The organism is Ensifer sp. MJa1, from assembly GCF_037026475.1.
GTDB lineage: Bacteria > Pseudomonadota > Alphaproteobacteria > Rhizobiales > Rhizobiaceae > Ensifer.
In genome coordinates, this window is record NZ_JAKUMO010000002.1 from 464,500 (window position 1) to 477,892 (window position 13,393).

The 13,393-nt window shown below is 59.3% G+C and carries 10 protein-coding genes and 1 pseudogene; 4 read left to right on the forward strand and 7 right to left on the reverse strand.

Annotated elements, in window-relative coordinates:
• Nucleotides 1-203: 203 nt before the first annotated feature.
• Nucleotides 204-499, reverse strand: a pseudogene (locus tag MKZ91_RS04850) (alcohol dehydrogenase catalytic domain-containing protein).
• 513 nt (nt 500-1,012) lie between these two features.
• Between MKZ91_RS04850 and MKZ91_RS04860 the strand changes: the two are divergent.
• On the forward strand, nt 1,013-1,684 hold the full coding sequence (locus MKZ91_RS04860) for a pentapeptide repeat-containing protein (protein ID WP_442892200.1): 672 nt from the start codon (nt 1,013-1,015) through the stop codon (nt 1,682-1,684).
• Between the two features lie 73 nt (nt 1,685-1,757).
• Here the strand turns inward: MKZ91_RS04860 and MKZ91_RS04865 are convergent, their stop codons facing one another.
• Nucleotides 1,758-3,110, reverse strand: a complete 1,353-nt coding sequence (locus MKZ91_RS04865; protein WP_336168503.1) for an adenylate/guanylate cyclase domain-containing protein — start codon at nt 3,108-3,110, stop codon at nt 1,758-1,760.
• A 739-nt stretch (nt 3,111-3,849) separates the two neighbouring features.
• Here MKZ91_RS04865 and MKZ91_RS04870 point away from each other — a divergent pair.
• Nucleotides 3,850-4,173 carry a hypothetical protein gene (locus tag MKZ91_RS04870; RefSeq protein ID WP_336168505.1) on the forward strand — a complete coding sequence of 108 codons (324 nt, stop codon included), beginning with the start codon at nt 3,850-3,852 and terminating at the stop codon, nt 4,171-4,173.
• Between the two features lie 27 nt (nt 4,174-4,200).
• On the opposite strand, the gene MKZ91_RS04875 is transcribed toward MKZ91_RS04870, so the two are convergent.
• Both MKZ91_RS04875 and MKZ91_RS04880 read right to left on the reverse strand, forming a co-directional pair.
• Nucleotides 4,201-6,525, reverse strand: coding sequence for a heavy metal translocating P-type ATPase (locus tag MKZ91_RS04875; protein WP_442892195.1), 2,325 nt, complete (start codon nt 6,523-6,525; stop codon nt 4,201-4,203).
• An 83-nt stretch (nt 6,526-6,608) separates the two neighbouring features.
• Nucleotides 6,609-7,109: a universal stress protein gene (locus tag MKZ91_RS04880; protein WP_336168507.1), complete on the reverse strand. Its 501-nt coding sequence runs from the start codon at nt 7,107-7,109 to the stop codon at nt 6,609-6,611.
• A 138-nt stretch (nt 7,110-7,247) separates the two neighbouring features.
• Here MKZ91_RS04880 and MKZ91_RS04885 point away from each other — a divergent pair, with 138 nt between their 5' ends.
• Nucleotides 7,248-8,498, forward strand: coding sequence for an MgtC/SapB family protein (locus MKZ91_RS04885; protein ID WP_336168509.1), 1,251 nt, complete (start codon nt 7,248-7,250; stop codon nt 8,496-8,498).
• Here MKZ91_RS04885 and MKZ91_RS04890 read toward each other — a convergent pair.
• Nucleotides 8,488-11,124 carry a cation-translocating P-type ATPase gene (locus tag MKZ91_RS04890; RefSeq protein WP_336168615.1) on the reverse strand — a complete coding sequence of 879 codons (2,637 nt, stop codon included), beginning with the start codon at nt 11,122-11,124 and terminating at the stop codon, nt 8,488-8,490. The two genes, MKZ91_RS04885 and MKZ91_RS04890, sit on opposite strands and share 11 nt — an antisense overlap.
• A gap of 73 nt (nt 11,125-11,197) precedes the next feature.
• Nucleotides 11,198-11,854, reverse strand: coding sequence for a BON domain-containing protein (locus MKZ91_RS04895; RefSeq protein ID WP_336168511.1), 657 nt, complete (start codon nt 11,852-11,854; stop codon nt 11,198-11,200).
• 137 nt (nt 11,855-11,991) lie between these two features.
• Between MKZ91_RS04895 and MKZ91_RS04900 the strand changes: the two genes are divergently transcribed.
• Nucleotides 11,992-12,444, forward strand: coding sequence for a pyridoxamine 5'-phosphate oxidase family protein (locus MKZ91_RS04900; protein ID WP_336168513.1), 453 nt, complete (start codon nt 11,992-11,994; stop codon nt 12,442-12,444).
• Nucleotides 12,445-12,500: 56 nt separating this feature from the next.
• Here MKZ91_RS04900 and MKZ91_RS04905 read toward each other — a convergent pair whose 3' ends face one another.
• Complete coding sequence (locus MKZ91_RS04905) at nt 12,501-13,334, reverse strand: universal stress protein (RefSeq protein WP_336168621.1); 834 nt, start codon at nt 13,332-13,334, stop codon at nt 12,501-12,503.
• Nucleotides 13,335-13,393 lie beyond the last annotated feature (59 nt).

Consider the following 13,393-nt stretch of genomic DNA (forward strand, 5'->3'; position numbering starts at 1 on the left):
GCAAGGATGACAAGGCCAAGCCACAAGGTGCGCTCGCGAGCATGCCGTTTATCGTTCCCCCTGATCGTGCAGCAGGCTCTCAACAGGTACTATGACCTCGTGACGGGCGGACCAGCATGCGCTTGCATATACCGTCCCATCGACGTGATCTCAGCCTTACAGAGCGCGGCAATCGCGCTTCGCTTCATCTGGTTCGATGGTTTCTATGTACAAATCGGGATCGGGTAAAGGCTTGAGTCGGCATGCGGAATGCGGACGTATTCGGCTTGGGTGCCGTCGATCGTGTTACCTAGCATCCATCCGCCAGTCGTGCAGTGGGAGTACATTCGGCGACGGCAGGAGTCGCATTTGCCACAAGACGAGATGCAGAAAATCAGGACATGGTCGCCCTTCTTGAACTGGCTCACCGCGGCCCTGTTTCTTCCACGATCCCCACACCCTCATGACCGAGAATGCGGCCGGCTGTGCAACTCGGCACTTCTCCTTTCAGAATATGCAGATCCGTCCTTCAGATCGTCGTCCTCGTGATCTTCACAATGGAGTCGGTTGCCGCCGCGATCGTCGGTATCGACCACTCCACGAGCGATTTGCGTCCCGGTCCTTCGTAGACGAGTGCCGTCATCGATATCTCCTTCGTTGCCTGCCGCGAACATCGGCAATTGTGCACGCGCCTCCGTGAACCGGGTTTGACGCGCATCAAAGACCGGATGAAGCGCGGGCATTGCGCGGCAGGCGGCTATGGCACTCTTGGCCGATCGGGCCCATTGATCCGCGTCAATGTCCAAGCGAACGAAGCTTGGTAACGGTAAGAAGTGGGTCGATGTCCGCTAAATAGGTTCTGGATTATCCCGGTCGATTCGAGGGCGCGGGATGTGGCACGAGCGACGGGATTGGGATCGTGATGCGACAGCACAACTTTAAGATCGAAACCGCGCCCACCCGTTGCGTCGGAATGACGTCGGGGCGCATCTTGCGAACGCGCCGGGGCTTGATGCCAACGTCGCTCACCTTGATGCTCGCGTTGGCAATGGTGGCTCTTGTTTCCAGAGACACTGCACAAGCGTCGCACTGCAAGAGTTGGCCGATGCCTGGTTTGAACTGGAGTGACTGCAATAAGAGCCACCTCATGCTCGAACGAGCCGATCTGGAGGGCGCAAACCTATCCGGCACTGATTTTAGCCTGACAGATCTTCGTGGTGCTAACCTAAGCAGAGCCAATCTTGAGAAGGCGAAGCTCGTGCGAGCCTCGCTCGCCGGGGCCACCGCGAAGACAGCAAATTTTACGCGCGTGGAAGGCCACCGCGCGAGCTTCGTTCGCTTTTCAGCTGAACGTACCTCATTTACCAGCTCCGAATTGCAGCGCGCCGATTTCAGCCTCGCGCGGCTGATCGATGTCAACTTCGAGAAAGCGGAGCTTGGCCGCGCCAGATTCACCGGCGCGAAACTCGAAAACGTTCGATTTTCGCTCGCAAATCTGTCTCGAGCCGATTTCACCGGAACATCGTTCGCGGGGACGACTGCATTTGACCGTGCTGTTCTCTTCCTAACGCGAATTGAGGGAAGCGATTTGTCACGAGCAAGCGGTTTGCGGCAATCTCAAATTGACATAGCCTGCGGCGACGCCTTCACGACGCTGCCGCCCGGTCTTTCCGCGCCAACGAATTGGCCCTGCATGTTCGATTGAGACATTGGGGCCTGTACAAGTCTGAGCAAGATATTTCCACCATCAAAACTAGCAGGATAGTTACAGAAGCCCTTCATTCGTATGGCTTGGTCCCGGCGAACGCAAAGAGCCCCACACGCTCCCCGCGACCGCCCAATGGCTCCCAGCCGACCGCGACCCAGGCGTGTTGTTGTCCTGCCTGCATCACCACTGTCTCTGAGGCAAGCAGCGTGGCGTCGAAACGCTTGGTCGCTTGTTCTATCTTGGCAGCGACATTGACTGTGTCGCCAAGCACGGTGAATTCAAGGCGGTGTTCGTCACCGACTAGCCCGTAGTACATCTCGCCGCTGTGAATGCCTATCCCGACGCGGATCGGCGGATCGAAACCGCGCTTGATGTTCCATTGGTCGACAAGCGAAAGAATCCGATGCGCGCAGGCGATGGCACGAGCGCAATCATCCTCCCGTGGCTCTGGAATGCCGAAGACTATGAGAGCGCCGTCACCTATGAATTTGTCGATCACACCTTCTGATGCCTCGGTTGCACGCATGACTCGTCGCCGAAAGGAAGAGATAAAGACGGACAGTCTCGCGGGATCCAGTTTTTCTGCGTAAGCGGTGAACCCGCGTATATCGACAAACAAAATCGCGCCCTGCTGGCGGCGGCCTTGCCGCCACGTAGCAACATCATTGTCCCCCACTAATGGCACGATTTCTGCTGGCAGGAAGCGAGCAAGGTTTGCGCGCTTGGCTGTCTCGCGCGCAATACGGATCAGAAGGCGGCGAGAACGCGCCATTGCCAACGCCGTTACAAGACCCATCAGCAACAGCATAATGGTCCGCATGATATAGGGAGGAAGCGAAAGAAGGCGGCTTACTCCCTGTGTCTCAGCGGGGTTCGCATCGCCTGTCGGGCTAAAGCCAAGCCCAGCTGCAACGCCGACCACGGCGATCATTGTTGCCGATGTGGCCCATAGTTGAACGATTGGCCTGTATCGAAGCGCGCCGACCGCCAGGAGCAGGGGCACGGCCCAGATAGTTGGTATGGTCACCACCCAGTTGCCCGCCAGGCCGATGTCGTTCAGGGCAAAATAGAGGCTGGCTCCTATAATCAATGCGTCGCCGGTAACGAGGGCAAAGGCCATCCAGGGCCTGAAGTGACGCCTGATCACAAGCAGGAATGACGTGATGCCGAGAGCCAGAAAGGCCGCAACCGTGGTCAGAGCCGTTACGCGCAGTTGCGTCAAGTTGTACTCTTGAGCGAAGCCGGCGGTTTCAGAGGAGACGAGGAAGCCACTCACAAACAAGGCAAGACCCACTGTGATCCGAACCCATCCGATGGTGTATTCGGCTTCGTTCTCCGATTCCCAGAACGCCCTTTCGACGGAGGAACCCGCCGGGTCAGACCGGTGTGGATCAGAGCGAAATGCTTGTTGAAACTTCCACATGAACATATCCTCCGCAGGGCTCACTTCGCAGCGAGCTGGCTAGCTAGAGCGGTCGCCGACCGCATATTAGCTTGGCAGAGCCGAATGCGTGAAGCGCTCAAGCCGAGGCGTCGACCCCTCTGGTCTGAGGTTCACAAAACGACAACTAGCCGGCACATTGGGCCTGCCGGCGTGATTTTGACCTGCGTCAAAGAGGAGCTTGCCAGACTATGTGATTGTTAAGAGCAGGTAGTTGGTCTATCGCGGAGCGGCCTTGCCGCACGGAGGGGAAAGCAATGAGAAACAATCGGCGTCATTGCCTCGAAGGTCGAGCAGCATCATCCTCGACGAAGTGCTGAAGGCAAACGAACGAAATGCGCCTCTCCGAAGCCTATCCTTGGGTTGTTTCCTTCGCCTTCTGCCTGCTGCACGGCTTCGGCTTCTCTGGCGCGCTGAAGGAAACCGGCCCTACCGCAATCGGATGTGCAACTGAGCCTCGTCACCTTCAACATCGGCGTCGAGGCCGGACAGAACCTCTTCGTTGCAACGCCTTTGGGTGGCGCGCGCGGGCGTCGCGTCTTCAACCCGGTCTTGTCCGCCGGGTGCTGGCGTACGCAGTCGGCACCAGCGCAATGCTCTGGCTTTGTTTCCCCGGACCGCCAACCTGGCGATTCGATTGCTTCGGCGTTCACAGGAAGATCGAGGCCGTCAGTCTAGCTTCATTTGTCACGTTTTAGCCTACCCAATCGGAGATCGAAGCATGAGCGAATTTCAGAACAAGGCTGTTCGGCTGACCGTGGCGTGCGGTGGTGCCGCATCGGTGACCAACATTGGGGAATGTCAAAAGAGGTTTCTGGCTGCGGCCATGGAACTCAACCGCGCGCTTGAGCACGGAACTGATCATGCTGTTGACCGGACATTGGTGGGAGCGGGAGCTACGAGACGTATCGATCTCATTATTGGTGATCTCATGAAAGAACTGGCGGTTGTCGGCCACCTTTTCGATATCGATATCATGCAAGCCGGACACAATACCCTCGATCGCCGCATGGAAGAGATCAAAGGCGCACTTAACCGGTCCTGATGGCCTCGCCGGTTGGGCTTCCTCTCGTTAGTCGCTTTCAAGGGCACGGTAGATTTCCTGTTCCTGGGCAAAGTGCAGTCTCACGACCGCTTCCAGCCCATGGAGCAGCCGTTGGATCTCGTAGAGTTGCTGCGGATCTGGACCGGCAAAATCGATCGCCTGGCGAAGGGAGGTCAGAAGATGGACCTGGCGCTGAATTTCCATGTGGGTGCGGCTCATGCCGGCGAGGGCATGCGACGCGCCGAGACGCCGGCGAAGCAACGGATACAACACGCAGTCGTCTTGGCGCTCGTGGGGAAGCAGTCTGTCGCGCAACAGGGCATCCAAATTGGCCAGGCGTTCGCGGGCTTCCGGTTCAGGGAGATGCTGTATCCTTTCGGTCGTGTGCCTGATCTCGTCGATGACGGACATGAGGTTGCGGTGTTCTGCTTCCAGTTCCAGGAGCTCTTGTTGTGACAGTCGATTGGCTCGACCCCATCGGCGAAACGGGTGAGTGAGCGCACGCAGGCCGTTAAGTATGGCGACGACGTCAATCGCCTCCTGAACAAGGGCGCCCTCGACCGGCGCGAGATAACCGAGCGCCGCAGCAATCATCCCGGTAGTTGACAGCCCCATCCCGACATAGACGCTCTGAAGCGCAATGCGCCGGGATCGCTTTGCTATATGGACCGCACTGACAAGACGATCCAACCGGTCAACCAGAATGACAACGTCGGCCGCTTCCGTCGAGGCTGCGGCCCCCCGGGCCCCCATTGCGACCCCGACATCGGCTGCGGCGAGGGCGGGCGCATCGTTGACGCCGTCGCCCACCATCATGACCGGCCCGGCAATCCTCTCGGTCTCCACCAACCGTGTCTTATCTTCCGGTTTCATTTCAGCGACGATGTTGTCGATGCCCAGAAACGCGGCCAGACTTTTGGCGATATCAGACCGGTCGCCGGTAGCAAGCACAATTCGTCCAATGCCGGCTTCGCGCAACTGCCTGAGAACCGTGCCGGATTCCGGCCTGACCTCATCGGCCAGAAGAAATGCCCCTGCAAGGACGCCTTCCTCCGCCACTGCGACCGCGACCGTGCCCTCCCTCTTGATCCAGATCTCGATCTCGCGCGAGAAATCGGTTTCATCGATAATGGGACGGATAAAGTCCCACCCGCCGACGGCTATCTGCCGCCCCTTGATCCGGCCTGTGACGCCGGAGCCAGAAGATTCTCTGACTTCGGATGGTGATAAAAGGGCGAGCCCGCGCTCGTGGGCGGCGGCGACAAGGGCGCAGGCGACGACGTGACGGGACGCCTGGTCGATCGAGGCTGCCAGCCGTAGAACCTCTTGTGGGGCAAGGTCGCTGCGAACCTTTGTCTCCAACAGCCGGGCCCGTCCGTCCGTTATCGTCCCCGTCTTGTCGAGCAAAACGGTCCTCGCGCGTGCAAGCATTTCGAGGGCGCCGCCGCCCTTAACGAGGATGCCTTTGTGCGCGCAGCGAGACACGCCTGAGATGAGGGCGACCGGAACTGCGAGTATGAGCGGACAGGGGGTGGCAACCACCAACACCGCCAGTGCCCTTGTCGCCTCTCCTGAAAGTGCCCATGCGAGCGCTGCCAGAAGAAGCGTCACCGCGAGAAAGCCAAGGGCGTAGCGGTCCGCGAGACGAGACATCGGCGCCTTGGCGTTTTTCGCAGCCTCTACCAATCTTGCAATACCCGCATATGTGCTCTCGTTCGCAACCCGCGAGGCGACCATTTCGAAGGGATCTCCCGGATTGATGGAGCCACTCATCAAGTACTCTCCGGATCGATGGAGGACCGGCAGGGCCTCGCCTGTCAGAGCGGCCTCGTCGAGCATTGCTGAGCTGTCTGCCAAGCGACCATCAACCGCCAGGACCTCACCGCTGCGCACAAAAATCCGGTCACCAGGCTCTATGTCGTCGATCGCGACTTCTTCGAATTGCTTGCCGGTGAAACGGGCCGCCGTACGCGGTACCCGGTCCAGTAGCGCGGTCAGTTCATGGCGTGCTCGCCGTTGGGCAAAATCCTCAAGCGCTTCGCCACCGGCGAACATCATTGCGATGATGATCCCGGCGAAATACTCGCCCAGCAAAAGCGCGCCGCTCATGGCCAGAGCTGCAATCAAATCCAGGCCAAATTCTGCCTTTGCCAGGCCTGTCGCAATCTCCGTGACCAGGCTCGCAAGGATAATTGCCGTGCCCACTCCCCATATCCATGCGCTGTGGTCGGGACGGTTGGCGAACCATGCAAGCGCGCCCACAGCCAGGGAGACAGCGCTCACAGCAAGAAGCGCACGTTTCGGCGTTACTTCTTCTTGCCACCGAAGAGCAATTGTGTGCTGCGCGCTCAAGAGCCAGGTTCCTTAATTCGACAACGCGGTCAATCTCGCAGAGGCCTTTAAGTGTCAGGCCGACCGCTTCTTCTTCGCAAGCTTCAGCGTACGACAAGGACCGAGCAGTGCGCATCCCGGGCTACCTTCTTCGACACACTCCCGAGGACCATCCCCTTCAGGCGCCCAAGACCCCGGCTTCCAACGACAATCAAGCTTGCTTTGATCTCTTTTGCAGTGTCGAGAACGGTTTCGGCGCAGTCCCCCACTTCCAATCGTGCAGTGACATTCGCGACGCCGAGCCCGCGTGCCTCGTTTCGAGCTTGCTCCACAATTGTCTTGCCGAGCGCCAGGGCGCTGTCATCGATGCCATCGCCGGACGTGCGTGAGAGTTCTGCCGGCCTCGGCATGCCCGGGATCATGTTGCCGATGGGAAAGACCCGCCCGGAACCGGGTAGGCGGTCTGTTGCGCTTGCAAAATTTGGTGCGGCAACGTGGAGTACTGTCAGGGGCGCGTCAATCGCCTCGGCAAGCCTTATTGCCATTGCGACGGCGTCGCGCGCGTTGTCCGATCCATCGGTTGCAACAAGGATGTGGTCATCCATGGAAAACTCCTCTCAAAGCAGCGTCATGCATTGTCAATCCGCAAGCATTGATCGTCGTCAAAGACAGGTTCGAAGTTAACTGGCCAGAAATGAGATGGGTTGAGCTCAGCGCGTGTACGACCCTTGGGAGCAGTGCAAATGGAACCGCTTATCCTTCGTCTAGGGCTCGCACTCGCAATTGGCCTTCTCGTCGGGTTGGAGCGGGGATGGCGCGAGAGGGATGCGCCGGAAGGCAGCCGAACAGCCGGCATTCGGACCTTCGGGATTTCAGGCCTGCTCGGCGGTATCGTGGCGGCTGTGTCACAAGCTCAGCAGAACGAGTTCGTTTTTGCTGCGGGTCTGTTGGGGTTCACGATGAGCTTGACGTGGTTCAAGTTGCGTGAGGCTCAGCGCGATGAGGATTTCAGCGTGACCAGCGTGGTAGCCGGATTGTGCGTTTTTTCGCTGGGCGGGCTGGCGGTTGCGGGCGACTACAAGGCTGCCGCTGCAGGCGGCGCGGCTCTTGCAGCAGTTCTTGCCAGCAGAGAACTTCTTCACAATCTCCTCAAGCGGCTAACCTGGCCGGAACTGCGTTCCGCTCTCGTGCTTGCGGTGATGACCGCCATCGTATTGCCGCTTCTGCCGAACCGGACGATCGACCCTTGGGGCGGCTTCAATCCCCGCGAGGTGTGGTTTCTGACCGTACTGAGTGCGACCATCTCATTTGCCGGATATGTGGCAACGCGCTTGCTGGGATCGACGCGCGGACTTCTTGTCAGCGGTGTTACGGGCGCAATCGTCTCGTCCACTGCGGTCACGGCAAGCTTTGGACAGAAAGTGCGTGCCGGGGAGCCGGCTCGGCCGCTCGCTGGGGCAGCAAGTGTCGCTGCGGCCATTTCACTGCTGCGCGTACTCGTGATCGTTCTTGCACTGTCCCCCCGGCTTCTTCCGCTCATTGTGGCGCCGCTGCTGACGGCAGCCGTCGTATTCGTCGCGTGCGGAGGCCTCTTGATGGCCAAGAGGGCGCCCGGTGCAAACCAAGACGTCGAAGCCCGAAATCCCTTTGAACTGATGCCGCTCCTTGTCTTTGCCAGCCTATTTGCCGCCACCGCGACACTTGGCGCCGCGGTGGTGGCGAGGATTGGCAACAACAGCTTGATCGGCATTTCGGCCGCATCTGGCATCTTCGATGTCGATGTTGCCGTACTCACCGCGTTACGCTCCGTCGGCGGTGCGATGCCCTTGCCAACAGTCGGCGCCGCGGTCCTGGCTGCCGCGCTCGTCAATGCGGGGGGGCGAATATCCGTGGCGATCCTGTCCGGAACAGCAGGGTACTGGGTGCCACTCGGCCTCGTCTCGCTCGCTGCTGCTGCAACTGGCGTAAGCACCTACGTCATGACTATGCAGTAGATTTTCTACGCAGCCGCCACTTGTCGAATTCCATAACGAAAAGGACCGAAGAGGCAGCAATCAAGAGCATTGCCCATTCGGCCGGTTTCATCGCTGAAACCTGAAGGGTAGTGCTGAGGAGCGGAACGTGCATTGCGGTGATGTGGAGACCCAAGGCTGCGGCAATGCAGAAGAGCAGGAGTGGATTGCCAAACATGCCGAGCGCGAGAATGGACTTCCGCTCCGAGCGACTTGCGAAAGTCTGGAAATTTTCGAAGAGAACAAGCAGCAGCAAGAGCATGTTGCGGGCATCGCTTTCACTGTAGCCCTGTTGTAGAGCGAGGTAGAACATCGCGAAACCTCCGCCTCCCATGACGAGCGTCGTTTGACAGAGACGGCGGATCATCACCCGATCGAAGATCGGTTCATTCGGCCTGCGCGGCGCGCGTGAGAGTTCATCACCCTCAGGTCCCTCGCTTGCAAGCGCAACATCCTGGATGCCGTTGGTGACAAGGTTGAGCCAGAGGAGCTGCACCGGGAGAAGTGGCATTGGCAGCGCTAGAGCGGTGGCCAAAAGGAATAGCACGAGCTCCGCCGCTCCCGTCGAAGCGAGCATGAAGATGACCTTACGGATGTTGGCATAGGCGACGCGACCTTCCTTGATGGCGCTTACAATCGAGGCGAAGTTGTCGTCCGTGATGATAATATCGGCACTCTCTTTGGCCACATCCGTGCCCTTGCGCCCCATCGCCACCCCGATGTGCGCGTGTCTTAGCGCAGGCGCATCGTTAACCCCGTCACCCGTGACGGCAACGAAGTGCCCGTTGCGCGAAAGTGCAAGAGCAATCGCCAGTTTCTGCGAGGGGGCGATGCGTGCGTAGATGCGCCCCCGGCGGGCGAGCGCGTCGAGGCTTGCGTGCCCCCGCGCCTCGGCCAGGCTCACCTCTTCGCCGGTGACGAGCTGATCAATCGTGAATGTCAATCCTGCATCAATCGCGATCGCCGACGCCGTTTTGGGATCGTCACCGGTGAGCATGACCACCTGGACACCCGCGTCGTGACAGTCGCGAATTGCCTTGGGCACTTCCGGCCTGGTTGGATCCCGCATTCCGACCAGTCCGAGAAAAACCAGGTCGACGAGAAGGTGCCGGCCACATCCGCCATCGTCCTCGACCGTCGTTTCGCCTTCTGCAAACGCCAATACGCGCAAACCTTGGGCGGCCATTTCTTCCTTCTGGCGCAGAAGCCTGTCGCGGTCGATCGTTACCGCGCGGCCATTCATCTCCATTCGATCCGACATTGCGATGAGGGTTTCGGCCGCTCCCTTCACGAAGATACGCACCACATCGCCATGTCGATGAAACGATGCGGCATATTTGATCTCCGGCTCATAGGGGATTCGGGCAATCAAGGGATAATCATCCTCAATGGACTCTCTCGGCAGGCCCGCCTTGTGGGCGGCGGCCAGGAGCGCGACATCGACCGTGTCGCCAACACTGGTCCACCCATCTTCACCCCTTACGAGCGATCCTTCATTGGGTAGAGAGGCGGCCCGCAGAAGGGCCGTCGCACGATCACGTGCCTGGTCGGGAGACGCATCCTTCCCGCGGATGTGGCAGGACTCGATATCGGCATGCGTGTCGCAGAAAAGGTCGGTTCCGTCAGGCAGGCGAATGTCGGTGACCGTCAGCTCGTTCAGCGTCAACGTTCCGGTCTTGTCGGTTGCGATTATCGTGCATGACCCGAGAGCTTCGACAGCGGGCATCCGGCGAACGATGACGTGTTTCCTGGCCATTCGACGCATACTGATCGCCAAAGCGACCGAGATCGCAATCGGGAGGCCCTCGGGGATCGCGCTCACGGCCAACCCGACCGCCATCATGAACAGATCTGTCGCCGGCATGTCGCGGGCGACCCCGACAAGGATCAGGAAGACCACGACGGTTGCGACGATCAGGGCAATGAGTTTTGAAAAGCCCTCCAACCGGATCAGCAACGGCGATCTTGCAAGGGGCGTCTTGCCGATGTCGCTTGCAATCTTGCCTATCTCGCTGTTCTTGCCAGTCGCCGAGACGACGCCACGGGCGCGGCCGCGTGTGACGAGCGCGCCGGCATATGCCATGCAGCGTCGTAGCTCTTCGCCTGTGGCGCAAACCGGGGTTGGCGACTTTGCAACTGGCGACGACTCGCCCGTTAGCAGGGACTCATCGCACAGGAGACCATCAGCCGCGGTCAGCCGCATGTCTGCCGGCACGCGCCCGCCGGATTCCAGAGCCACCAGGTCGCCGGGCACGATCAGCCGAGCGTCGAGCTCGACCAAATGCCCGTCTCGCACAACATTGGCTTTTGGTTGCGCGAGTTTGCGCAATGCCAATGCTGCTCGGCCGGCACTGTGTTCCTGAATGGTTCCGACGATGGCATTTGCAACAAGAACGACCCCAATGAAGAAGGCGTCCCGCACATCGCCCAGAAGAAATGACACCAGCACCGCGGCCAGCAGAATGTAAATGAGTGGACTGCGAAACTGGCGCACGAATGTTTCGGCCACCGACCCTGCCCTTGGTTCGGGCAGGGCGTTTGAACCACACTTGGCCAACCGGCTGAGGGCCTCCTCGCTTGTCAGCCCCGCATAGCCGCTATCTTCCATTTGATGCCGGGCGAAGCTGAGCGGCATCGGTTCGGCCATCATGAGCCCCTTAGAGGAAAGCTGCGAAAAGTGCCTACTTGTCGGACACCGTTAGATAGTCGGTTACCCCGCTCACCCCTTTTGCGGACCAGGCAGCCTGCTCGGCCGTGATACGCTCTCGTGGGCTTTGGACTTTCCCGCGCAAGGTCACATGGCTGCCGGAAACTTCGACCTCGATGTCATCGGCCTCTATTTCGGCATTCCGCCTCAAGGCTTGCTTGATGCCCTGGCGGATGTCGACGACATCCATCCGCGGCCGGATCCTCAACTGGTTATCGATGCCCGTTACGCCGGAGAGTTGGCGAACGGAATGTTCGGCCGCCGAGCGTTGAAAATAGAAATCGACAGTGCCGGCGAGTGTAACGAACCCGCTCTCCACCTTCACCTGAATATCGCTCGGATCGGAAATAGCCGCACCCCAGTCGAGGATCTTCAAGACACGGCTTGCAATCTCGTCATCGGCGGTTTTCTTGTGCGCGGGCAACCGCACGGCGATTTCCTCCGCGATCGCCCGGACGCCTTTGATGCGTCGAGCAACGTGCTCGGCGGTGTGCTTTTCGGCAAAGCTGTGAACATGACCGGTCAGGGTCACGATCCCGTTCTCAACCGTGACGCCGATGTTTGCGGCGTCGATGCTGGGCTCATACTCGAGTTCGTCGAGAATATCCTGTCGTAAATTGATGTCGCTCATGGCCATCCTCCAAAAGTCTCCTCATGCAGTTTGTGCCAACAGTATGCTTGATCGTCGCCCATCGGTCTTTGAGGGACGTCAAAGCGCCCCGGCGCACAAGGAATTAATCTCGAAATAACAGTTCACGGAGGTGGATCATGATCGTCAAGGAAATGTCCCGCCACGAATGCAGCGTCGTCGTTCAGGGTGGCCATGTTGCGCGTCTAGCCTGTTGCCTGGACGACCACCCCTATGTCGTTCCAATCACATACGCCTACGCCGGAAACTGCCTTTACGCATTTTCCATGCCCGGCCTGAAAATCGACTGGATGCGCAAGAATCCCAATGTCTGCCTCCAGATTGACGCAGTTTCAGGGAGCGAGTGGAAAAGCGTTGTGATCTACGGACGCTATCAGGAACTAGCGCCGACCGGGCAGTGGCACCGGGAGTACCTGCACGCCTGGTCTCTTCTCGAAAAGCGATCAAATTGGTGGGAACCGGGTGGTCTGAAGCCAGTTCCGCAAGAAATATCCGGCCACTATCCGCACTTGTTCTTCAGTATCGATATACTCGAAATGACCGGGCGGGCGTCCTGTGATAATGAGACCTGAACCAAGACAGGTGCGCCGCTCGACAGCGGCGCACCTCTTTGTCAACATTCGGTGGCTCAATGAACCATCAACACCGGCACTGCCGGTGACTCGATCATGGCCTTGGTTACCCCCCCGAACATGCGTTCGCGAACACGGGAATGGCCATAGGCGCCCATGACGATCAGGTCGGCCGCGGTGTCGAGTGCATGCTGCAAAAGCACCTCGCTGACCTGACGCCCAGCGCTCGGCAGCCTGTCGACTATGACCTCGATGCCATGCCTTGCGAGATAGGTCGCGACATCCGCCCCAGGTTCTTCACCGTTCCTTGCCGGCGCAGCTTTGGGATCGACAAGCACAACGTTGACGCTGTCGGCGTTCTTCATCATTTCAAGCGCTTCGCGTGCGGCTCTCGTCGCTTCGATCGTTGAGTTCCATGCAAGCAGGACCTTTTTCGGTGCCAGCGTCACCGATTGGCGGTTGCCAGAGACAAGGACCGGGTGGGCTGAACGGAAGAGCGCACCCTCGATGGCGTGCGAACGAAGCCGCGAACTCGCCTTCAGGCTTGCCCCAATCAGGGTCACATCAGCGTAACGTGCGCGTTCTCCGATCTCATCCTCCACCCACGCTTCTTCGGGGTAGCAGCCGTGGACATCAAACGAGACACCAAGTGCTTCCAGGGTTGCGCGGGAATTCATAACGGCGTCGCCGAGTTTCTCGGTATCGCCGGCGCGCACGTCCAGCCACGCGACCGACATCGCTGCGTAGTCGCCCAGCGGTACAGGGGCGGCAAGCTTCACAAGAAGAACCGACAGATGCGCGTTCCCGGCCACGCAAAGATCGGCCGCGGTTCTCAAATCGATATCATAGTTTTCGGCATCAGCAACCAAGAGCACAGTCTTGTATGTCATCGCTCCATCTCCCGAATTGACGTTTGGGCCATCAGTCAATCTACGCACGGCGTGGCAAA